At 66.2% G+C, this 21448-nt stretch carries 25 protein-coding genes; 15 read left to right on the top strand and 10 right to left on the bottom strand.

What is annotated here, in order from left to right:
- The first annotated feature begins 204 nt into the window (after nt 1–204).
- The 5 genes from WT53_RS06070 (at nt 205) to WT53_RS06050 (ending at nt 4634) form a co-directional block, all read left to right on the top strand.
- Nucleotides 205–1239 (top strand): methionine ABC transporter ATP-binding protein, encoded by a 1035-nt coding sequence (locus tag WT53_RS06070; protein WP_034206725.1) that lies wholly within the window; start codon nt 205–207, stop codon nt 1237–1239.
- On the top strand, nt 1229–1882 hold the full coding sequence (locus tag WT53_RS06065; RefSeq protein ID WP_006486982.1) for a methionine ABC transporter permease: 654 nt from the start codon (nt 1229–1231) through the stop codon (nt 1880–1882). The genes WT53_RS06070 and WT53_RS06065 overlap by 11 nt, the downstream gene beginning before the upstream one ends.
- Before the next feature lie 29 nt (nt 1883–1911).
- Entirely contained in the window at nt 1912–2706 is a 795-nt protein-coding gene (locus WT53_RS06060; RefSeq protein WP_034206726.1) for a MetQ/NlpA family ABC transporter substrate-binding protein, read from the top strand.
- Nucleotides 2707–2933: 227 nt separating this feature from the next.
- Nucleotides 2934–3683 carry an electron transfer flavoprotein subunit beta/FixA family protein gene (locus tag WT53_RS06055; RefSeq protein WP_034206727.1) on the top strand — a complete coding sequence of 250 codons (750 nt, stop codon included), beginning with the start codon at nt 2934–2936 and terminating at the stop codon, nt 3681–3683.
- A gap of 15 nt (nt 3684–3698) precedes the next feature.
- On the top strand, nt 3699–4634 hold the full coding sequence (locus tag WT53_RS06050) for an electron transfer flavoprotein subunit alpha/FixB family protein (protein WP_060258860.1): 936 nt from the start codon (nt 3699–3701) through the stop codon (nt 4632–4634).
- Between the two features lie 331 nt (nt 4635–4965).
- Here WT53_RS06050 and WT53_RS06045 read toward each other — a convergent pair whose 3' ends face one another.
- Nucleotides 4966–6252, bottom strand: a complete 1287-nt coding sequence (locus tag WT53_RS06045) for a D-amino acid dehydrogenase (protein WP_034206729.1) — start codon at nt 6250–6252, stop codon at nt 4966–4968.
- A 145-nt stretch (nt 6253–6397) separates the two neighbouring features.
- On the opposite strand from WT53_RS06045, the gene WT53_RS06040 reads away from it, so the two are divergent.
- Together WT53_RS06040 and WT53_RS06035 are read left to right on the top strand one after the other, a co-directional pair.
- On the top strand, nt 6398–6886 hold the full coding sequence (locus WT53_RS06040; RefSeq protein ID WP_012492860.1) for an Lrp/AsnC ligand binding domain-containing protein: 489 nt from the start codon (nt 6398–6400) through the stop codon (nt 6884–6886).
- 90 nt (nt 6887–6976) lie between these two features.
- Nucleotides 6977–8155, top strand: coding sequence for a PA0069 family radical SAM protein (locus WT53_RS06035; RefSeq protein WP_060258856.1), 1179 nt, complete (start codon nt 6977–6979; stop codon nt 8153–8155).
- 51 nt (nt 8156–8206) lie between these two features.
- Here the strand turns inward: WT53_RS06035 and WT53_RS06030 are convergent, their stop codons facing one another.
- Both WT53_RS06030 and WT53_RS06025 read right to left on the bottom strand, forming a co-directional pair.
- Complete coding sequence (locus tag WT53_RS06030) at nt 8207–8674, bottom strand: NINE protein (RefSeq protein ID WP_060258851.1); 468 nt, start codon at nt 8672–8674, stop codon at nt 8207–8209.
- Between the two features lie 111 nt (nt 8675–8785).
- On the bottom strand, nt 8786–9922 hold the full coding sequence (locus WT53_RS06025) for a sorbosone dehydrogenase family protein (protein ID WP_060259188.1): 1137 nt from the start codon (nt 9920–9922) through the stop codon (nt 8786–8788).
- A 152-nt stretch (nt 9923–10074) separates the two neighbouring features.
- On the opposite strand from WT53_RS06025, the gene rpsP reads away from it, so the two are divergent.
- The 6 genes from rpsP (at nt 10075) to WT53_RS05995 (ending at nt 14204) form a co-directional block, all read left to right on the top strand.
- Nucleotides 10075–10329, top strand: coding sequence for a 30S ribosomal protein S16 (gene rpsP, locus WT53_RS06020; protein WP_006476550.1), 255 nt, complete (start codon nt 10075–10077; stop codon nt 10327–10329).
- 42 nt (nt 10330–10371) lie between these two features.
- Nucleotides 10372–11049, top strand: a complete 678-nt coding sequence (rimM, locus tag WT53_RS06015; RefSeq protein WP_060258847.1) for a ribosome maturation factor RimM — start codon at nt 10372–10374, stop codon at nt 11047–11049.
- A gap of 1 nt (nt 11050) precedes the next feature.
- A complete protein-coding gene (gene trmD / locus WT53_RS06010) occupies nt 11051–11845 on the top strand; it encodes a tRNA (guanosine(37)-N1)-methyltransferase TrmD (RefSeq protein WP_060258843.1) in 795 nt (264 codons plus the stop codon).
- Between the two features lie 132 nt (nt 11846–11977).
- Nucleotides 11978–12370 carry a 50S ribosomal protein L19 gene (gene rplS, locus WT53_RS06005; RefSeq protein WP_006486838.1) on the top strand — a complete coding sequence of 131 codons (393 nt, stop codon included), beginning with the start codon at nt 11978–11980 and terminating at the stop codon, nt 12368–12370.
- Between the two features lie 87 nt (nt 12371–12457).
- Entirely contained in the window at nt 12458–13144 is a 687-nt protein-coding gene (locus WT53_RS06000; protein WP_034206734.1) for a CoA pyrophosphatase, read from the top strand.
- A gap of 121 nt (nt 13145–13265) precedes the next feature.
- Nucleotides 13266–14204, top strand: a complete 939-nt coding sequence (locus WT53_RS05995) for a CobD/CbiB family protein (RefSeq protein ID WP_034206735.1) — start codon at nt 13266–13268, stop codon at nt 14202–14204.
- A 77-nt stretch (nt 14205–14281) separates the two neighbouring features.
- Here the strand turns inward: WT53_RS05995 and WT53_RS05990 are convergent, their stop codons facing one another.
- The 3 genes from WT53_RS05990 to WT53_RS05980 all read right to left on the bottom strand — a co-directional run bounded on the left by WT53_RS05990 (nt 14282) and on the right by WT53_RS05980 (nt 16861).
- On the bottom strand, nt 14282–14599 hold the full coding sequence (locus WT53_RS05990) for a hypothetical protein (RefSeq protein WP_060258840.1): 318 nt from the start codon (nt 14597–14599) through the stop codon (nt 14282–14284).
- Nucleotides 14600–14663: 64 nt separating this feature from the next.
- Nucleotides 14664–15605, bottom strand: a complete 942-nt coding sequence (gene rsgA / locus WT53_RS05985) for a ribosome small subunit-dependent GTPase A (protein WP_034206736.1) — start codon at nt 15603–15605, stop codon at nt 14664–14666.
- On the bottom strand, nt 15602–16861 hold the full coding sequence (locus WT53_RS05980) for a M48 family metallopeptidase (protein ID WP_059836756.1): 1260 nt from the start codon (nt 16859–16861) through the stop codon (nt 15602–15604). Before WT53_RS05980 ends, rsgA begins: the two co-directional genes overlap by 4 nt.
- A gap of 125 nt (nt 16862–16986) precedes the next feature.
- Between WT53_RS05980 and orn the strand changes: the two genes are divergently transcribed.
- Nucleotides 16987–17607 carry an oligoribonuclease gene (gene orn, locus WT53_RS05975; protein ID WP_059501648.1) on the top strand — a complete coding sequence of 207 codons (621 nt, stop codon included), beginning with the start codon at nt 16987–16989 and terminating at the stop codon, nt 17605–17607.
- 34 nt (nt 17608–17641) lie between these two features.
- On the opposite strand, the gene mog is transcribed toward orn, so the two are convergent.
- Nucleotides 17642–18250: a molybdopterin adenylyltransferase gene (gene mog, locus WT53_RS05970; RefSeq protein WP_080747797.1), complete on the bottom strand. Its 609-nt coding sequence runs from the start codon at nt 18248–18250 to the stop codon at nt 17642–17644.
- Nucleotides 18234–18836, bottom strand: a complete 603-nt coding sequence (gene yjgA / locus WT53_RS05965) for a ribosome biogenesis factor YjgA (RefSeq protein ID WP_306453922.1) — start codon at nt 18834–18836, stop codon at nt 18234–18236. The genes mog and yjgA overlap by 17 nt, the downstream gene beginning before the upstream one ends.
- Before the next feature lie 127 nt (nt 18837–18963).
- On the opposite strand from yjgA, the gene pmbA reads away from it, so the two are divergent.
- Nucleotides 18964–20334, top strand: a complete 1371-nt coding sequence (pmbA, locus tag WT53_RS05960; RefSeq protein ID WP_034206740.1) for a metalloprotease PmbA — start codon at nt 18964–18966, stop codon at nt 20332–20334.
- Between the two features lie 85 nt (nt 20335–20419).
- On the opposite strand, the gene WT53_RS05955 is transcribed toward pmbA, so the two are convergent.
- Both WT53_RS05955 and WT53_RS05950 read right to left on the bottom strand, forming a co-directional pair.
- A complete protein-coding gene (locus WT53_RS05955) occupies nt 20420–20920 on the bottom strand; it encodes a dihydrofolate reductase (protein ID WP_034206741.1) in 501 nt (166 codons plus the stop codon).
- Nucleotides 20921–21182: 262 nt separating this feature from the next.
- The gene (locus WT53_RS05950; RefSeq protein ID WP_373557155.1) at nt 21183–21401 is read right to left on the bottom strand and encodes a hypothetical protein; all 219 of its coding nucleotides are present in this window, start codon (nt 21399–21401) and stop codon (nt 21183–21185) included.
- Between the last annotated feature and the right edge of the window lie 47 nt (nt 21402–21448).

Here is a 21448-nt window from a genome sequence, read left to right as displayed (position 1 = left end):
GTTCGTTGGCGAGTGAGTTCCCGATCATAGTCGCGGCCTCCCGGCGTGGGCGAAGCAGCGCTCCTCTAATTTCGTCTGGTTATGAAAAGATCGAAATCGATTATTAAGGGGAATGAGGGGTTTGCGGTAAAATCGCCGGCTATTCCCGATGCATCGGCGGCCGACTGGCGGGCCAACTCGCCGGCCGGCCGCCGTTTTGTTTACATGATCGAATTACGCAATCTTTCGCAGCGTTTCCCCGGCCCGGGCGGCTGGGTCGAAGCGTTGCGCAACGTCAACCTGACGATCCCGCAAGGCGAGGTGTTCGGCATCATCGGCCGAAGCGGCGCCGGCAAGAGCACGCTCGTGCGCACCATCAACCTGCTCACGCGGCCGACCGAAGGCAATGTCGTCGTCGGCGGGCGCGACCTGATGCTGCTGTCGGCCAGCGCGCTGCGCGAGGCGCGCCGCGAGATCGGCATGATCTTCCAGCACTTCAACCTGCTGTCGTCGCGCACGGTGTTCGACAACGTTGCGCTGCCGCTCGAACTGGCCGGCGCGAGCCGTGCCGACATCGAGGCCGCCGTATTGCCGCTGCTCGACCTGGTCGGGCTGTCCGCGCAGAAGGATCGCTATCCGGCGCAGATCAGCGGCGGCCAGAAGCAGCGCGTCGGCATCGCCCGCGCGCTGGCGAGCCAGCCGAAGGTGCTGCTGTCGGACGAGGCGACGTCCGCGCTCGATCCCGAAACCACGCGTTCGATCCTCGATCTGCTGAAGCGCATCAACCGCGAACTCGGGCTGACGATCGTGCTGATCACGCACCAGATGGAAGTGATCAAGCAGGTCTGCGATCGCGTCGCGGTGCTCGACGCGGGGCGCGTGGTCGAAGAGGGCCGCGTGATCGACGTGTTCCTGCAGCCGCATCACGAAGTCACGCGCGCGCTGATCGGCGACGTGATCGCGCAGGAACTGCCGCCCGCGCTGAAGGCGCGCGTGGCCGAGCGGCTGAAGACGGGCAGCGGCCATCTGCTGCGGCTCGCGTTCACGGGCTCGGGTGTCGACCAGCCGATCCTGTCGGAGACGATCCGCCGGTACGAACTCGATTTCAACATCCTGCACGGCCAGATCGACGAGATCCAGGGGCAGGCATTCGGTTCGCTCGCGGTGCTCGCCGGCGGCGAGCCGGGCAAGGTCGGGCAGGCGCTCGCGTTCCTGCGCGAACAAGGTGTGGTGGTAGAGGAGCTTTCGTATGTTGAGTGAGATGTTCGATATGTTCGTGCAGTCGTTCTGGGAGACGCTGATCATGGTCGGCATCTCCGGGGCGGTTGGCGCGCTCGTCGGCCTGCCGCTCGGCGTGCTGCTCTACCTGACCGATCGCCAGGGCGTGTTGCAGAACCTCGCGGTGAATCGCGTGCTCGGCGGCATCGTGAACGCGGTCCGCTCGACGCCGTTCATCATTCTGCTGGTCGCGGTGATTCCGTTCACGCGGCTCGTCACCGGTTCGTCGATCGGCACGGCCGCGGCGGTCGTGCCGCTGACGCTCGCGGCCGCGCCGTTCATCGCGCGTCTCGTCGAAACGGCGCTGCGCGAGGTCGATCGCGGGTTGATCGAGGCCGCGCAGTCGATGGGCGCGACCACGTCGCAGATCGTATTCAAGGTGCTGTTGCCCGAATCGCTGCCGGGCGTCGTCGCGGGCCTGACGATCACGTTCGTGTCGCTCGTCGGCTATTCGGCGATGGCGGGTGCGATCGGCGGCGGCGGGCTCGGCGATCTCGGGATCCGCTACGGGTACCAGCGCTATCTGCCGGAAGTGATGTGGACGGTCGTCGCGATCCTGATCGTGTTCGTGCAGATCGTGCAATCGTTCGGCGACTGGCTGGTGCGCCGGCTGAGCCACAAATAAGACCAAACCGATCCGACAGGAAAGACACGATGCAACGACGCTTCATGCTGAAATTCGCGGCGGCGCTGGGCGCGGCCGCGCTGTTCGCGGGCGCGCATGCGCAGGCCGAAACCATCAAGGTGGGGGTGACGGGCGGTCCGCACGCGCAGATCATGGAAGTGGTGAAGAAGGTCGCGGCGAAGGACGGCCTGGAGATCCGCATCGTCGAGTTCTCCGATTACGTGCAGCCGAACGCGGCGCTCGCGTCGGGCGACCTCGACGCGAACAGCTACCAGCACGATCCGTATCTGCAGGCGCAGGTGAAGGATCGCGGCTACAAGCTGCTCAAGGTCGCGGACACCGTCACGTTCCCGATGGGCATCTATTCGAAGCGCGTGAAGTCGCTGGCCGAACTGAAGCCGGGCGCGCGCGTCGCGGTTCCGAACGATCCGACCAACGGCGGCCGCGCGCTGCTGTTGCTGCAGAAGCAGGGGCTGTTGAAGCTGCGCGCGGATGCAGGGCTGAAGGCGACGCCGCTCGATATCGTCGACAATCCGCGCAAGCTGAAGATCGTCGAGCTCGACGCGGCGCAGATTCCGCGCTCGCTCGGCGACGTCGACGCGGCCGCGATCAATACCAACTACGCGATGGAAGCGGGGTTGAAACCGAAGCAGGACGCGATCGCGATCGAGGGCCCGAACGGCCCGTACGCGAACATTCTCGCGATCCGCGAGGCGGACCGGAACAAGCCGTGGGTCGCCAAGCTGATTGCGGCGTACCACTCGGCCGACGTGAAGCAGTTCATCGAAGGCAAGTTCGGCGGCGCGGTCGTTGCCGCCTGGTAACCGATGGAGCGCGGACGCCCGGCGGGATTAGAGTCGATGATCGAAAACCCGGGCTTTGCGTCCGGGTTTTTTCTCTTTTAAAATAGAACGACCGTTCGCTATCATTGGCGCGTCGCCAAGAAGCGGTATCCTCGACAACCATGATGGTTGGGTCCGCCTGGCCGCGCAGTCATGAGGTCGCGCTATAAAATGGCCTCTGGTCGTATTCGTAACTTTGGAGCGTGTGCATGAAAATCCTGGTGCCAGTGAAAAGAGTGGTCGACTACAACGTGAAGGTCCGCGTGAAGTCGGACAACACGGGTGTCGACATCGCGAACGTGAAGATGTCGATGAACCCGTTCGACGAAATCGCCGTTGAAGAAGCCGTGCGCCTGAAGGAAGCGGGCGTCGCGACCGAAGTGATCGCGGTGTCGGTGGGCGTCGCGCAAGCGCAGGAAACGCTGCGCACGGCGCTGGCGATCGGCGCGGATCGCGCGATCCTCGTCGAGTCGAACGACAGCGTCGAGCCGTTGGCCGTTGCGAAGATCCTCAAGGCGCTGGTCGACAAGGAACAGCCGCAACTGGTGATCCTCGGCAAGCAGGCGATCGACGACGATTCGAACCAGACCGGCCAGATGCTGGCCGCGCTGGCAGGTCTGCCGCAAGCGACGTTCGCATCGAAGGTGACGATCGCCGACGGCAAGGCAACCGTTGCGCGTGAAGTCGACGGCGGCGCGGAAACGCTGTCGCTGACGCTGCCGGCGGTCGTGACGACCGACCTGCGCCTGAACGAGCCGCGCTACGTGACGCTGCCGAACATCATGAAGGCGAAGAAGAAGCCGCTCGAAACGGTGAAACCGGAAGACCTCGGCGTGGACGTCGCGCCGCGTCTGAAGACGCTGAAGGTGGTCGAGCCGCCGAAGCGCGCGGCCGGCGTGAAGGTGCCGGACGTGAAGACGCTGGTCGAGAAGCTGAAGACCGAAGCCAAGGTGCTGTAAAGGGAGCGGAAAGAAATGACGATTCTGGTAATTGCAGAACACGACAACGCGTCGATCAAGGCCGCGACGCTGAACACGGTGGCGGCGGCGGCAAAGATCGGCGGCGACATTCACGTGCTGGTCGCGGGTCACAACGCGCAAGCGGCTGCCGACGCGGCCGCGAAGATCGCGGGTGTGTCGAAGGTGCTGCTGGCCGACGCGCCGCAACTGGCCGAAGGCCTGGCGGAAAACGTCGAGACGACCGCGCTGAACATCGCGAAGGACTACTCGCACATCCTCGCGCCGGCGACGGCCTACGGCAAGAACGTCGCGCCGCGTATCGCCGCGAAGCTCGACGTCGCGCAGATCTCGGACATCACGGCAGTCGATTCGGCCGACACGTTCGAGCGCCCGATCTACGCCGGTAACGCGATCGCGACGGTGCAATCGAGCGACCCGATCAAGGTCATCACGGTGCGTGCGACCGGTTTCGATCCGGTTGCAGCGGAAGGCGGCAGCGCAGCGGTCGAGAAGATCGAAGCGGCAGCCGGCGCCGGCAAGTCGCAATTCGTCAGCCGTGAAGTGACGAAGCTGGACCGTCCGGAGCTGACCAGCGCGAGCATCATCGTGTCGGGCGGCCGCGGTCTGGGCAGCGGCGAGAACTACACGAAGGTGCTGGAGCCGCTGGCGGACAAGCTGTCGGCCGCACTCGGCGCATCGCGCGCGGCAGTCGACGCCGGCTACGTGCCGAACGACTACCAGGTCGGCCAGACCGGCAAGATCGTCGCGCCGCAGCTGTACATCGCGGTCGGCATCTCGGGCGCGATCCAGCATCTGGCCGGGATGAAGGATTCGAAGGTGATCGTCGCGATCAACAAGGATCCCGAAGCGCCGATCTTCAGCGTGGCCGACTACGGCCTCGTTGGCGACCTGTTCGCGCTCGTGCCGGAACTCGTGAGCGAGCTCGGCTGACGCGGCGTGACGCTTCAGCGGTAAGCACACGGGAAGAGGGGCGCGACGAGCGCCCCTTTTTTGTTGTGTCGTCGTGGAAGAGGCGCGAGCGTCGCTCGGCGGGAAGAATCCGGATCGTACCGTGTCGTGCGGAACGTATCCTCGCGCACGCACGACGGGTAGCGTCGATTCGAGCGCCGTGCGACGGCGGCATGCGCAGGTCGATTGAAGCGTCGTGCCGAATCGACACTCGCGGTCGCGGTTGCGCTCGCAGCCGCCGAAACGAGAAAGGCGCCCTCGGGCGCCTTTCTCGCTGATGCAACGGGCCCGCATCGCTGTGGGCCGTTCCGATTTACGCGTATGCCGGGCGCGTCTGGCCGGGCACGTCCTTCAGGTAACGATGCACCGACAGGTCGTCGGCCTGGATCGCGGGCATCTTGCCGGAGATCAGGTCCGCGAGCAGTTGGCCCGAGCCGCACGACATCGTCCAGCCGAGCGTGCCGTGGCCGGTGTTCAGGAACAGGTTCGACACCGGCGTGCGGCCGACGATCGGCGTGCCGTCCGGCGTCATCGGGCGCAGGCCCGTCCAGAACGTGGCCTTCGACGTGTCGCCGCCACCCGGGAACAGGTCGTTCACGCACATCTCGAGCGTTTCGCGACGTGCCGCGCGCAGCGTCTTGTCGAAGCCGACGATTTCCGCCATGCCGCCGACGCGGATGCGCTGGTCGAAGCGCGTGATCGCGATCTTGTAGGTCTCGTCGAGCACGGTCGACACGGGCGCGGCGGCTTCGTTGACGATCGGCGCGGTGATCGAATAGCCCTTGAGCGGATAGACGGGAATCTTCATCAGGTTCGAGATGAAGCGCGTCGAATACGAGCCGAGCGCGACGACGTACGCGTCGGCACGCACCGTCTCGCTGCCGCACTGCACGCCGGCGATCTTGCCGCCCGCGATCGCGAGCGCATCGATCGGCGTGTTGTAGCGGAACTTGACGCCGAGCGATTCGGCGAGCGCGGCGAGGCGCGTCGTGAACAGCTGGCAATCGCCCGTTTCGTCGCCCGGCAGGCGCAGGCCGCCCGTCAGCTTGTGCGAGACGGCGGCGAGCGCCGGTTCGGCTTTTTTCAGTTCGGCCGGCGACAGCAGTTCGAACGGCACGTTCGCTTCCTGCAGCACGGCGATGTCCTTCGCCGCGCCGTCGAGCTGCTGCTGCGTGCGGAACAGTTGCAGCGTGCCGCCCGTGCGGCCTTCGTACTGGATGCCGGTGTCGGCCCGCAGCGCCTGCAGGCAGTCGCGGCTGTATTCGGCGAGACGGACCATGCGCCCCTTGTTGACCGCATAGCGCTCGGCCGTGCAGTTGCGCAGCATCTGATACATCCACTGGAGCTGGAAGCGCGTGCCGTCGAGGCGGATCGCGAGCGGCGCGTGCTTTTCGAACATCCACTTGACGGCCTTCAGCGGCACGCCGGGCGCGGCCCACGGCGCGGCATAGCCGGGCGAGATCTGGCCTGCGTTCGCGAAGCTCGTCTCCAGCGCCGGGCCGGCTTCCCGGTCGATCACAGTGACTTCATGGCCGGCGCGCGCAAGGTAATACGCGCTTGCCACGCCCACTACACCGCTGCCCAGAATGACGACTCGCATAGCTGCTCCAGATGGAAGGGACCAGATTGAGGCCGGGCGCACCTGCGGCTCCGTGTAACCTCTAGCTGATCTAGTTTTTTGAGCTATGGTATTGTCGAATGCGCAGTTTTTGTTATCGTATTTTTTCGGTTTTCAGCATAAACAAATGAGAACGCAACGTCAGCCCGTACGCTCGCTCGACAAGCTCGACCGGCGCATTCTGAAACTGCTCCAGGACGACGGCCGGATGGCGATGAAAGATCTCGCGGAACAGGTCGGACTGACCGTCACGCCGTGCATCGAGCGCGTGCGACGCATGGAGCGCGACGGCGTGATCACCGGTTATCACGCGCGGGTCGACCCGGGTCAGCTGGGCGCCGCGCTGCTGGTGTTCGTCGAGATCACGCTCGGCCACAAGGGCGGCAACATGTTCGAGCAATTCCGCCGGGAAGTGATGAAGATCGACGAGGTGCTCGAATGCCATCTCGTTTCCGGCGATTTCGACTACCTGATCAAGGCGCGGATCGGCGAGATGGCCGACTACCGGAAACTGCTCGGCGACATCCTGCTGCAGTTGCCCGGCGCCGTGCAGTCGAAGAGCTACGTCGTGATGGAAGAAATCAAGGAAACGCTGACGATCGCCGTCGGCGAGTGACGCGCCGACGGCCCGTTGTCGGGCCCTTTATCCCGTCCTTGGCATGCTGCGCCCAATACTGTATAAATGTACAGTATTGGGCGCAGGCAAATGGGTGGGCACATGGACGATCGGTCCGACAACGAATTTCCGGTAGCGCCGCCCGTGCCCCGCAAGGGGCGCGGTGCGGTCGACAACCTCCAGGGGCGGTACGAAATCGCGCAGCGCGAAGCGGTGGACGACGGCTGGACGCACGAGTCCGACGACGCCGATTTCCCCGCGCCGCTGCGCACGCAGGTATTCGAGGAGCGGGCGAAGAGCATCCTGACGCACAATCAGTCGCCCGATATTCCGTTCAGCGTGTCGCTCAATCCGTATCGCGGCTGTGAGCACGGTTGTATCTACTGCTTCGCGCGGCCAACGCACAGCTACCTCGGGCTGTCGCCGGGGCTCGATTTCGAAAGCCGCATCTACGCGAAGGTGAACGCGGCCGAACTGCTCGAGCGCGAGATTTCGCGCAAGCGCTACGTGCCGGAGCCGATCGCGCTCGGCGTCAACACCGACGCGTACCAGCCCGTCGAGCGCGACCTGCGCATTACGCGCAGCGTGATCCAGGTGATGCACGATCGCGGGCTGCCGTTCGCGGCGATCACGAAATCGTCGCTGATCGAGCGCGATCTCGACCTGCTCGCACCGATGGCCGAACGCGGGCAGGTGATGGCGGCGGTCACGATCACGACGCTCGATGCCGAGCTCGCGCGCACGCTGGAGCCGCGTGCGGCCACGCCGGCGCGGCGGCTGCGCACGATTCGCGCGCTGCGAGATGCGGGCGTGCCGGTCGGCGTGAGCATTGCCCCGGTGATTCCGTTCGTGACCGAGCCCGACATGGAGCGCGTGCTGGAGGCCTGCGCGGAAGCCGGCGCGACGCATGCGAGCTACATCATCCTGAGGTTGCCGTGGGAGGTTGCGCCGTTGTTCAAGCAATGGCTTGCCGCGCATTTTCCCGATCGTGCGGAGCGCGTGATGAACCGCGTGCGCGACATGCGCGGCGGCAAGGATTACGACTCGGATTTCTCGAAACGGATGAAGGGCGAGGGGATCTGGGCCGACCTGTTGCGGCAGCGCTTCCGCCAGGCCGTCAAGCGGCTCGGGTTGAACGAACGCACGAACGGTATCCTCGATCTGTCGCGGTTCAGCGGTGCACCTGCCGCCGTGGTGCCGGCGCCGCGTGTCGCGGTGCGCGCAGCCGGCGCGAAGCCGCGCGACGACATGCAGTTGAACCTGTTCTGACCGGCGAGCCATGCAGTCGCCGGTGTGCCGTATCGACCGTATCGGTCGTGCTTACTGCGAAATCTGCTTGGCTGCTTCGACCTGCGATTCGAAGTAGGTCTGGAACGACAGCGCGAGCGCGGTCATCAACAGGAACGCGCCGATCAGCAGCGAGAAGATCACGACGAAGATCACGGTCCAGCCCGACCGGCTGTGCTTGCCGGTGTCCGCGTTGAATTGCGCATCCCATTTTTCGTCGGGGCGCAGCCCGTAGACGAGTGCGGCAAGAAACGCCGCCAGCAGCGAGATTGCGCCGGGTGCCGCGAGCCACCAGCCGAGGCCGGCGCTTCGCTGCGTTGCTGCGAGCAGGAGGAAACCCGGGACGCCGACGATCGTCGCGAGCAGGTGAGCCCAGCCGTACACATCGCGAAAGCCGTACAGATAGAAGCGGTGCGCGCCGAGCGAGCCGAGCAGGAACGCGAGGGCGGCGGTGAGCGTCTTGGAGCGGAAGCGGCGGGGCGAAGCGGTGCTGCTGGACATGGATGGCGGCGTATTGTCGTTGGCATGGGCGGGGCCGGCAGGCCGGCGCGGACGCGCGGCCCGGCACGCATTCTACGATGCCCGGTCGGGCCCGGTCACGCGTCGCCTGCGTCAAGGTGCCGCATAGGTCACGCGGTAGATCGCGCCGGCGTAATCGTCGCTGACGAGCAGCGAGCCGTCCGGTAGCGGCAATACATCGGCCGGGCGTCCCCATACGGTGCCGTCAGGCCGCAGCCAGCCCGTGATGAACGGTGTCTGGCGCGCGTGGCTGCCGTCCGCCGATGCGACCACGCGCATCACGCGGTAGCCGACCTTCGTGCTGCGGTTCCATGAGCCGTGCTCGGCAATGAAAACATTATTTCGATACGACGCCGGAAACATCGCCCCGGTATAGAAGCGCATCCCGAGCGCCGCGACGTGCGCGCCGAGTTTCAGGACGGGCGGCACATAACGGCGGCAGACGTCGACGCCGCCGAATTCGGGGTCGGGCGTATCGCCGCCGTGACAGTATGGAAAGCCGAAGTCGAGGCCGGTGCGCGGCGCACGGTTCAGCTTGTCGTCGGGTACGTCGTCGCCCATCATGTCGCGCCCGTTGTCGGTGAACCACAGCTCGCCCGAGTCAGGGTGCCATGCAAAGCCGACCGTATTGCGTATGCCGCGAGCCACCACTTCACGCCCGCTGCCGTCGGCGTTCATCCGCGCGATGATCGCGTAGCGGTCGTGATCGGCGAGGCAGACGTTGCACGGCGCGCCGACGGGCACGTACAGCTTGCCGTCGGGGCCGAACGCGATGAATTTCCAGCCGTGATGATGGTCGCTCGGCAGCGCGTCGGTCACGACGACGGGCGCGGGCGGTCGGGCGAGCCGGTCGTCGATACGATCGAGGCGCAGGATGCGCGAGACGGCGGATATATAGAGGGCGCCGTCGCGATAGGCGACGCCGACGGGCAGGTCGAGCCCGGACGCGATGACGTAGTGTGCGCTGATCCGGCCCTCGTGCATCGCGAACGCATGGACGTGGCCGTCTCGCGTGCCGACATACAGAATGCCGCGCGGCGACCACGCCATTTCGCGCGCGGCCGGTACGGCGTCGGTCAGCACGCTCACATGGAAGCCGGGCGGCACGACGAGTTCGTTCACCGGCAGCGCGGCAAACGCCGGTGCGGACGCGACGCAGGCAAGGCCGGCAAGCAGCGCCGCCAATTGGCGCTGCACGCGGCGCATCGGGGTGGCGCGAAGGGGCGGCATGACGGTCGGGAGCATCCTCGATACGACGATTGTAGGCCCGGCTGGCGGGCCGTCCGCGGATTTTTACGCGTAAGTGTTTGTTGTACCTCTGGTTTCCGGCTATAATCGCGTGTTTCAGTAGTTTCGAACCCGGTTTTCCCGAAGGACATCATATGGTTATCATCCGTCTGGCTCGTGGCGGCTCGAAGAAGCGCCCGTTCTACAACATCGTCGCTACCGATTCGCGCAACCGTCGTGACGGCCGCTTCATCGAGCGCGTCGGCTTCTACAACCCGGTCGCCACGAAGGGCGAATCGCTGCGTATCGCTCAGGATCGCCTGACGTACTGGCAAGGCGTTGGCGCGCAACTGTCGCCGACCGTCCAGCGTCTCGTGAAGGAAGCGCAAAAGGCGCAACCGGCTGCCTAACGTGGCACGGTGTGCCGGTCGTGCCGGCTGTGAGGTGCATTGATGGCGGGTCACGATTCCGGTAATGCAAGGCGCGGGCGTGCGTCATTCGGCGCATTCGTCCGCAAGCCGGTCGAGCGCGACACGGTCGCGAACGCCGGTCAGGCTGCCGAACAGGGCGGCCCCGAAGCGACGCAAGCCTGGCCCGACGATGCCGTCGAGGTCGGGGCGGTAGTCGACGCCTACGGCCTGAAGGGCTGGGTCAAGGTGGCGACGCATGCCGATGCCGGTCGCGGTGGCGACGCGCTGCTCAGCGCGCGTCGCTGGTGGCTGGAACGCGGTGCGGAGCGGCTTTCCGTCCGCATCATGCAGTCGAAGACGCACAGCGACACTGTCGTTGCGCAACCCGCGGGTGTCGGCGACCGCGATGCTGCGCTGTCCATGCGCGGCTTTCGCGTGTTCGTGCGCCGGGAAGATTTCCCGGCACTGGCCGCGGACGAATTCTATTGGGTCGACCTGATCGGCCTCGATGTCGTCAACGAGCAATCGGTGGCGCTCGGGAAGGTGAGCGGGATGATCGACAACGGCGTGCATTCGATCATGCGCGTCGAGTATCCGGCAACCGGCAAAGACGGTCGGCCGACCACCGACGAGCGGTTGATTCCGTTCGTCGGCGTCTACGTCAAAACGGTGGATCAGGCGGCGCGTCGCATCGTCGTCGACTGGGAAGCCGATTACTGAAATGAACCAGGTTACCGAGAGCGCGGTGCAGTTCGACGTCGTCACGCTCTTTCCCGAGATGTTCCGCGCACTGACCGACTGGGGAATCACCAGCCGGGCCGTCAAGCAGGGGCGCTTCGGGCTGCGCACCTGGAACCCGCGTGATTTCACGACGGACAACTACCGCACGGTCGACGATCGTCCGTACGGCGGCGGTCCGGGCATGGTGATGCTGGCCAGGCCGCTCGAAGCCGCGATCGACGCCGCGAAAGCGGCGCAGGCGGCGCAGGGCATCGCGAGCACGCGTGTCGTGATGATGTCGCCGCAAGGCGCGCCGCTCACGCATGATCGTGCGGTGCGGATGGCGCAGGAGCCCGGCGTCGTCGTGCTGTGCGGTCGCTACGAAGCGATCGATCAGCGCCTGCTCGACCGTTGCGTCGACGAGGAAATCAGCCTCGGCGATTTCGTGCTGTCGGGCGGCGAACTGCCGGCGATGGCGATGATGGATGCGGTCGTGCGGCTGCTGCCCGGCGTGCTGAACGATTCGCTGTCGGCCGTACAGGACAGCTTCGCCGACGGTCTGCTCGATTGCCCGCACTACACGCGCCCCGAGGAATACGCCGGCGTGCGCGTGCCGGACGTGCTGCTCGGCGGGCATCATGCCGAGATCGAGCGGTGGCGGCGCCAGGAAGCATTGAGGAATACGTTGCGGAAGCGGCCGGACCTGATCGTCCGGGCGCGCCGCGAGAAGTTGTTGAGCCGCGCCGACGAGGCATGGCTCGCGAACCTCGCACGCGAAGCGAAGGACGCCTCCTGAGGCGGCTGCGCGAGCGGGAATTGGCGGTGCCGTACATGCGTGTGCGGCGCCTGATGTGAATCCATCCTCTATCGGGGCCAAGCCTGGAAGCAGGCGGGTTGAACGCCGACACGATGGCATAAGGAGTCAGTAATGAATCTGATCGCAAAACTTGAGCAGGAAGAAATCGAGCGCGCGCTCGCCGGCAAGACGATCCCCGATTTCGCCCCGGGCGACACGGTGATCGTGAACGTGAACGTGGTTGAAGGTAACCGCAAGCGCGTTCAGGCTTACGAAGGCGTCGTGATCGCGATTCGCAATCGTGGTCTGAACTCGAACTTCATCGTCCGCAAGATCTCGTCGGGCGAAGGCGTCGAGCGTACGTTCCAGACGTACTCGCCGCTGCTGGCAAGCATCGTCGTGAAGCGTCGCGGCGATGTGCGTCGTGCGAAGCTGTACTACCTGCGCGAGCGTTCGGGCAAGTCGGCTCGTATCAAGGAAAAGCTGGTGTCGAAGGATCGCGCCGCAGCAGCTTCCCAAGAGTAAGAGCTGTAAGGAAAAAGCACCCAACCGGGTGCTTTTTTCATTCTGGCGCGACAATATGCTCGATACGACACGAACCCGAGAGCCCCATTGAATCGCCGCCCCATCATCGATCCCGAAGTATTGCCGGTCGAAGGCACCGGCGCCGGCCTGCCTGTCATCGATTCCAGGCTGATGACGCCGCCCGGCCTGCGCGAACGGTTCGCGCGCACGCTCGAATGGAGCGTCGAACCCGGCGAGGCGAGGCTGCAGGAAGGCGTCGATCCGCGTAGCGCGGCCGTCCTCATGCCGCTCGTCGTCCGCGAGTCGGGCCTCACCGTACTGCTGACGCAGCGCGCCGATCACCTGAACGACCACGCCGGACAGATCAGCTTTCCCGGCGGCCGTCGCGAGCCGTTCGACCGCGACGCGACCGCCACCGCGTTGCGCGAGGCGAAGGAGGAGATCGGGCTGGCCGCCGAACGCGTCGAGATTCTCGGTGCGCTGCCCGACTACCTGACCGGCACGGGGTTCTGCGTGACGCCGGTGGTCGGCCTCGTGCATCCGCCGTTCACCGTGCAGGCCGACACGTTCGAAGTTGCCGAGATTTTCGAGGTGCCGCTCGCGTTCGTGATGAACCCCGCGAACCATCAGGTGCGCGTGTTCCGATGGGAGGGCGGCGAGCGTCGTTTTTTTGCCATGCCCTATCCGAATGGCAAACCGGACGGCCATTACTTCATCTGGGGTGCAACTGCCGCCATGTTTCGCAATTTGTATCGCTTCTTGGCCGCCGGATAGGCGGGCGCGCCGGCCGGCGCGCGCGACCGGCTGCCCGGCGACCGCGCCGCGCAGCCATGCGCGACTGACGCTGTGCTATCGTTATGCAAAAAATGACATAACTCCGAAGACGGCGCCACGCATGACTTTCTTTTCGGTTCTCCTCGCCCTCATCATCGAACAGGTCCGCGCGTTGTCGCCGAGCAATCCGGTGTTCGCGCTGTTCCAGTTTCATGCGGAAACCGTCGCGCATGGCCTCGACGCCGGCAAGCAGAAGCACGGAATCCTCGCCTGGCTCGCGGTCGTGCTGCCGTGGGTACTGGTCGTCGCGCTGATCTATTTCCTGCTGTACAAGGTGAGCTTCGTGCTCGCGTTTCTGTGGAACGTCGCCGTCGTGTATTTCACGCTCGGCTTCCGCCAGTTCAGCCACTACTTCACCGATATCCATCTCGCGCTCAACAACGACGACGTGCCGCGCGCGCGAGAAATCCTGCACGAGTGGACGGGTATCGACACGGTCGACATGCCGGTCGGCGAAATCGTCCGTCATACGCTGATCCACGCGGTCGTCGCGTCGCATCGCCACGTCTTCGGCGTGTTCTTCTGGTACGTGCTGCCGCTCGGTCCGGCAGGCGCCGTGCTGTACCGGATTTCCGAATACCTCGCGCGCAGCTGGTCGACGCCGGGCGACGACCGCACGGCTGCCTTCTCGACGTTCGCGCAGCGCGCGTTCTTCGTGATCGACTGGATTCCGTCCCGGCTGACGGCGCTCGGCTTCGCGATCGTCGGCAATTTCGAGGATGCGATCTACGCGTGGCGCAACCATACGCGCCAGTGGCCCGACCCGAACGACGGCGTGCTGCTGGCCGCCGGCAGCGGGGCGCTCGGCGCGCGTCTCGCCGGGCCGCTCGCGGAGCCGTCGAGCCTCGATGCGCTGGCGGTCGGCGACAGCGGTCCGTTGACGGTCGGTGACGATTGCACGCCGCGCACGCTGCAGTCGGCGGTCGGCCTCGTGTGGCGCGCGGTGATCCTGTGGATGATCCTGTTGCTGATGCTGACGCTGGCGGTCTGGGTATCGTGACGCGCTAGCCCGGCGCCCGACGAAATGAACAGGCCGGCTTGATGCCGGCCTTTTCGCTGTGGGTCGGCGCAGTGCGTTCAGTCGTCGCGCGGATCGCGCACGGCGCCGCATTGCCAGCACGCGGTGAATTGCGCTTCGAGCGCTTCGCCGCACTGCCGGCAGCGCCAGGGTGCGGCACCGGCCGACGGGCCGTGCGATGCGGCATCGAGGAGCCGGCGGGCGAGCGCGTCGTCGCGTTCGTCGTCGAGCCACAGTTCGGGCGTGCACGCATCGGCGGGCAGGCCGCCGAGCGCGCCGGTCGCGTAGCAGTTGTGCAGTTCGCAACCGATGCCGACCACCTGGAGCACGTTGGCCCAATGCTGCGCGGTCGCGAGGTCGGGTGCCTTGAAACGCATCGCCGCTCCTGTCGATGAAGGCCGGCCCGTCTGGCGCCGGCCGGCCGTCGCACACGTCGCGCGATCAGCGGACGATCTGGCTCGCCTCGTGCACGAGCTGCGCGTACAGCGCATGCCGGGACGGCGCGATGCGGCCGTCGGCGACGGCTTCGAGGATCGCGCAGCCCGGCTCGTGCAGATGATGACAATTATAGAAACGGCAGTCCGCGAGCAGCGGCCGGAATTCCGGAAACGCACGCTCGAGGCGGCCTTCGGTCAGGTGGTAGAGGCCGAATTCCTGGAAGCCCGGCGAATCGATCAGCGCACCGCCGCCTTCCAGCGGGTACAGGCGCGTGAACGTCGTCGTGTGACGGCCGCTGTTGAGCGCGGCCGAAATCTCGCGGGTCGCGGCTTCGGCGTCGGGCACGAGCAGGTTCACGAGCGTCGACTTGCCCATCCCCGACTGGCCGAGCAGGATCGTCGAATGGCCGGCGAGGTGCGGCATCAGTTGCGCGCGCGCGTCGTCCGGCGCGCCTTTCACCGACAGCTCGAGCACGTCGTAGCCGAGCGCGCGGTACGGCGCGAGGCGTTCGCGCGCGACCGGCAGCGCGGCCTCCACGTCGATCTTGTTCAGCACGACGAGCGGCTTCAACTCGTTCGCTTCGGCGGCGATCAGCGCGCGGCCGAGCAGATCCTCGCTGAAATAGGGCTCGGTCGCGAGCACGATCAGCAGTTGGTCGAGGTTCGCCGCGAACAGCTTCGACTTGAACTGGTCGGAGCGGTACAGCAGGTTACGCCGTTCGCCGATCTCCACGATCACGCCCTGGTCGGCCGACGCGAGTTCGTACGCGACGCGGTCGCCGACCGCGACGTCGCTCTTCTTGCCGCGCGGGAAGCATTGCAGCATCGGGCCGCCGTCGTCGGGGGCGACGATGTAGTGGCGGCCGTGCGCCGCGATCACGCGGCCTTCGGCCCGTTGCGCGCCCGATGCGCGCGGGGCCGGCTTGCGGGAGGTCGGCCGGCTCATGCGTGCTGCAGCAGGCGGTCGATCCGCTGCGACGCAGGCGGATGCGAGTAGTAGAAGGCCGTGTAGACGGGGTCGGGCGTCAGCGTCGACGCGTTGTCTTCATAGAGTTTCACGAGCGCGCTGACGAGATCCTGCGCGTCGGTCTGGCTGGCCGCGAACGCGTCGGCCTCGAATTCGTGCTTGCGCGACGTGAGGCTGCTGAACGGCGTCGCGAAGAACAGGAAGACCGGAATCGCGAGGAAGAACAGGACGAGCGCGGCGCCCGCGTTGCTGGTGTCGAGCGACGGCGTGACGCCGAGCCCCGTATAGAACCACGTGCGTTGGGCGAGCCAGCCGAGCAGCGCGAGCAGCACGAGGCTCAGCACGAACGACACGAGCATCCGCTTCATCACGTGGCGGCGCTTGAAGTGGCCGAGCTCGTGCGCGAGCACGGCTTCGATCTCCTGGCCGGACAGGCGCGCGAGCAGCGTATCGAAGAACACGATCCGCTTGGATGCGCCGAAGCCCGTGAAATACGCGTTACCGTGTGCGGAGCGGCGGCTGCCGTCCATGACGAACAGGCCCTTCGCCGCGAAGCCGCAGCGCTTCATCAGCGACTCGATGCGCGCGCGCAGCGCGTCGTCCTTCAGCGGTTCGAACTTGTTGAAGAGCGGTGCGATGAAGGTCGGGTAGATCAGCAGCACGAGCATCTGGAACGCGACCCACACGATCCAGGTCCACAGCCACCACAGGCTGCCGGCCTGGTTCATCAGCCACAGCACGACGAACAGCAGCGGCAGGCCGAGCACGGCGCCGAGCAGCGAATTCTTCAGCATGTCGGTGAAGAACAGCCGCTTCGTCATCCGGTTGAAGCCGAAACGCTGCTCGATCCCGAACTGGCGGTAATACTCGAACGGGACGTCGATCACGCTCATGATCACGAGCACCGCGGCGACCAGCGCGACCTGCTGCCCGTAGCCGCGGCCGAGCCAGCCGGTCAGCAGCGTGTCGAGCGCGCCGACGCCGCCGAGCAGCGTGAGGCCGACCAGCACGGCCGCGCTGACGACGATCTCGAGCATCGTGAGCCGGGTGCGCTCGACCGTGTAGTCGGCCGCGCGCTGGTGGGCGGTCAGCGGGATGGTGGCGCTGAATTGCGCGGGCACGCCGTTGCGGTGCGCGGCGACGAAGCGGATCTGCCGCGACGCGAGCCACAGCTTGGTGACGACCATCGCGAGTACGGCGATCGCGAACAGCAGGGTGAACGAAAAGGGTGACATCGAAGGCGCCAAAGGGTTCTATGCGAGAATTATATGTTCTTGCGGACCGGCCCCGCTGATGCGATGCCGCCCGCCCGGGCGGCGCCGCGTCGGCGCGCCCGGTCCGCCATTTTCCAGGATGAATCATGACCGATACCGCCGCTTCCGCCAGCCAGCCCGCGCTCGTGCGCAACGAGTTGAACCTCGTCTGGCTCGACATGGAGATGACGGGCCTCGACCCGGAAAACGACCGCATCATCGAGATCGCGGTCGTCGTGACCAATTCCACGCTCGACGTTGCCGTCGAGGGCCCGGTGTTCGCGATTCACCAGAGCGACGAGACGCTCGCGAAGATGGACGACTGGAACAAGTCGACGCATGGCCGTTCGGGGCTGATCGACCGCGTGCGCGCATCGACCGTGACCGAGGCGGAAGCCGCCGCGCAACTGCAGGCGTTCCTCGCGCAGTACGTGTCGCCGGGCAAGTCGCCGATGTGCGGCAACTCGATTTGCCAGGACCGCCGCTTCATGGCGCGCTGGATGCCGGAATTCGAGCGGTTCTTCCACTACCGCAACCTCGACGTCAGCACGCTCAAGGAGCTGTGCCGCCGCTGGCAGCCGGCCATCTACAAGGGTTTCCAGAAGCGGGCGATGCACACCGCGCTCGCCGACATCCACGAGTCGATCGACGAGCTGAAGTACTATCGCGAGCATTTCCTGATTCCGGCCGCATCGGCGCCGGCAGGCGATTCCGTGCCGGCCGCCTGAGCGGGCCGGCACGCGCGCGGCGCTCGAGCCACGTTCAGCGCCGCGCGCTTTTCGGCCGGAACGCCGCGACCACCGCGGCGTCGGTCTCGATATACGGGCCGCCGATCAGGTCGATGCAGTAGGGCACCGCGGCGAAGATGCCGGGCACGGTCGATTTGCCGTCGGCATCGCGCAGCCCTTCCAGCGTCTCGCGGATCGACTTCGGCTGGCCGGGCAGGTTGATGATCAGCGCCGCATGGTCGGCCGTTTCGCGGATCACCGCGACCTGCCGCGACAGGATCGCGGTCGGCACGAAATTCAGGCTGATCTGCCGCATCTGTTCGCCGAATCCCGGCATTTCCTTCGTCGCCACGGCCAGCGTGGCTTCCGGCGTCACGTCGCGGCGCGCGGGACCGGTGCCGCCCGTCGTCAGCACGAGGTCGCAGCCGGCGACGTCGACCAGTTCGGTCAGCGTGGCCGAGATCGTCGGCGCGTCGTCCTGGATCAGGCGTGTTTGCGCGCGCCACGGCGAGACGAGCGCACCGGCGAGCCATTCCTGCAGCGCCGGAATGCCCTTGTCCTCGTAGACGCCCGTACTCGCGCGGTCGCTGATCGACACGAGGCCGACCACGAGCTCGTCCGGATGGTTACGCGTCGTCGTCATGGTCGTCTCCGGCGTCGTCGCCCGCTTCGTCATCGCCGCCGGGCGTCCCGCTCGCGGTCTTGATCCATTGGAACAGCTCGCGGAAATAGCGCGGCGGCTTGCCTTGCTGGGCTTCCTTGCGCGCGTTGCGGATCAGCGTGCGGCCTTCCTGGATGTCGGCGTCGGGGTGCTGGCGCAGGAATTCGGTCAGCGCGTCGTCGCTCGCGAGCAGTTGCTCGCGCGTGCGCTCGATCCAGTGCAGGCGGGCCGTCGCGGCCTTGTTCACGCCGCGTTGCGCGTCGAGCGCGGTGCGCAGCGCGGCCGTTTCGTCGTCGGTCAGCGAGCGCATCACGCGGCCGACGTACTGGAGCTGGCGGCGCTTGCCTTCGTGATCGGTGATCCGGCGGGCCTCGCGCACGGCGTCCGCGAGATCTTCGGGCATCGGCATGCGCTTGAGCGCGTCCTTCGGCAGGTCGACGAGTGCCTGGCCGAGTTCCTGCAGCGCGTGCATTTCGCGCTTCAACTGGGATTTGCTGGGGCGATCGTAGCCATTGTCGTCGTCCTCGACGGCATGTTCGATCGGCTGGATTCGGGTTTTGCGTGTCATGGGCCGCATTGTATCGCGGCGCGGATACCCCAAGCTTGTCTGTGTCCGGCCCCGGACCTTGCTATGATCGCGGGATACGCAACATTTTGACCATGCGGGCGCCCGCCCGCCACCGGATACCAAGACGATGGCAGCCAATCTCGACGTACAAGCGCGCTATTTCCCGCACACGCAGGACCAGCTCAAGGAAATCGCATCGGACATCCTTCGCCATGCGAAGGCGCTCGGCGCGACGGACGCCGCGACCGAAATCTCCGAGGGCGACGGCCTGTCGGTGTCGGTGCGCCGCGGCGAGGTCGAAACGATCGAGCACAACCGCGACAAGATGGTCGGCGTCACCGTGTTCATCGGCAAGAAACGCGGCAACGCGAGCACGTCGGACTTCTCGCCGGCCGCGATCAAGGATACCGTCGCCGCCGCCTACAACATCGCGCGCTTCACGGCCGAGGACGAAGCGGCCGGTCTCGCCGAAGCCGAGCTGCTCGAAACCGACCCGCAGGACCTCGATCTGTACCACCCGTGGGCGCTGACGGCCGACGACGCGGTCGAGCTTGCCCGCCGCGCGGAAGACGCCGCGTTTGCGGTCAGCCCGCAAATTCGCAATTCTGAAGGCGCGAGCGTGTCGGCGCAGCATTCTCAGTTCGTGCTTGCGACGTCGCGCGGCTTTCTCGCCGGCTATCCGTACTCGCGCCACTACATCGCATGCGCGCCGATCGCGGGCAGCGGCCGCCACATGCAGCGCGACGACTGGTATTCGTCGAAGCGCAGCGCGATCGATCTCGCCGCGCCCGAGGCGGTGGGCCGTTACGCGGCCGAGCGTGCGCTCGCGCGGATGGGCGCGCGCCGTCTGGACACGCGCAAGGTGCCCGTGCTGTTCGAAGCGCCGCTCGCGGCCGGCCTGCTCGGCGCATTCGTACAGGCAGTGAGCGGCGGCGCGCTGTATCGCAAGACGTCGTTCCTCGTCGACAGCCTCGGCAAGCCGGTGTTCGCACCGCACATCCAGATCGTCGAGGATCCGCACGTGCCGCGCGCGATGGGCAGCGCGCCGTTCGACGAGGAAGGCGTGCGCACGCGTGCGCGCAGCGTCGTGAAGGACGGTGTCGTCGAAGGCTATTTCCTGTCGACCTATTCGGCACGCAAGCTCGGCACGCAAACCACCGGCAACGCGGGCGGCTCGCACAATCTCGCGCTGCGCAGCACGAACACGCAGGCGGGCGACGACTTCGACGCGATGCTGAAGAAGCTCGGCACGGGGCTGCTGCTGACCGAGTTGATGGGGCAGGGCGTGAACTACGTGACGGGCGACTATTCGCGCGGCGCGGCGGGTTTCTGGGTGGAGAACGGCGTGATCCAGTATCCGGTCGAGGAAATCACCGTTGCCAGCACGCTGCAGGAGATGTTCCGTCATATCGTCGCGATCGGTGCGGATTCGATCGTGCGCGGGACGAAGGAAACCGGCTCGGTGCTGATCGAGCAGATGACGATCGCAGGGCAGTAAGCCGCACGCGGCGCAGGCCGCCGGAAAACGAAAGCCCGACCGGCGCGAAGCCGGTCGGGCTTTTTTCATCGTGCGGAAGAATACGTCAGCCGCGCTTGCGTTCGTAGACGACGAACGCATAGCCGAACGTGTTCGGCGCGGCAGCCTGATGCGCGTCGCGCGAGATTTCCTGCCAGTGCGCGGCGTCGGGCGCCGGGAACGACGCGTCGCCGTCGAAGTCGGCGTCGATCTCGGTGACGACCAGTCTGTCGGCGAGCGTGAGACCTTCCGCGTAGAGTTGCGCACCGCCGATCAGGAAGACCTCCGACGCGCCGTCGCGCGCGGCGAGCGCCAGTGCGTCGGCGAGCGACGTGACCGTATCGCAGCCGTCGAAACGGCGCGTGGCGTCGCGCGTGACGACGATATTGCGGCGGCCGGGCAGCGGCCGGCCGATCGATTCGTGGGTCTTGCGGCCCATCACGATCGGCGCGCCCATCGTCGTGCGCTTGAAGAACGCGAGATCCTCGGGAAGTTTCCAGGGCAACTGGTTGTCGCGGCCGATGATGCCGTTGCGGGCACGCGCGACGATCAGGGTCAACGTCGTCATGAAGGTCGGAAAAGAGGGGAACGGGGCCGATTTTACCGGAACGACGGCGTGCGCCGGATTCCGCACGCCCGCACGGCGACCGGCGTTTCCGGCGCCGTCCGTCGCGACGGCCCGTCCGAATAAAAAGAGTGCCCGCCGGGGGACGGAGCACCAAAACGTTTTACGTCGCGAGATCGGCGAGGCCGGGTCCGCTCGACGGCATCCCGTTCGACCGGCTCGTCGGTTAAATACGTTATCCTGATTAATTGAAGGGGCGCATGCATCAGGGATGCGTATTGCCCCGCGCATTGCCTTCCATCGCATGCCGGACGTCGCCCGGTTGCGGCGCCGGCAGCGGCATCGGCAACAGGGGCGGCGGCGGGATCTCGTCCCACAGCGTCACGGCGGCGTTGGCGGCCGGCAGCGGTTGCGGGGCCGACACGGTCAGGATGCCGAACCCGTTGCCGTGCTGCGTGCTCGGCGTGTTCCCGGCAAGCTGCATGGCGCGATCCGGTTGCATGCCTTCGTCCGCGCATGCCGGAGCAGAGG

Origin of the sequence: Burkholderia sp. MSMB2157WGS (assembly GCF_001532755.1) — a bacterium.
GTDB lineage: Bacteria > Pseudomonadota > Gammaproteobacteria > Burkholderiales > Burkholderiaceae > Burkholderia.
This window is presented reverse-complemented; position numbering and strand designations above follow the sequence as displayed.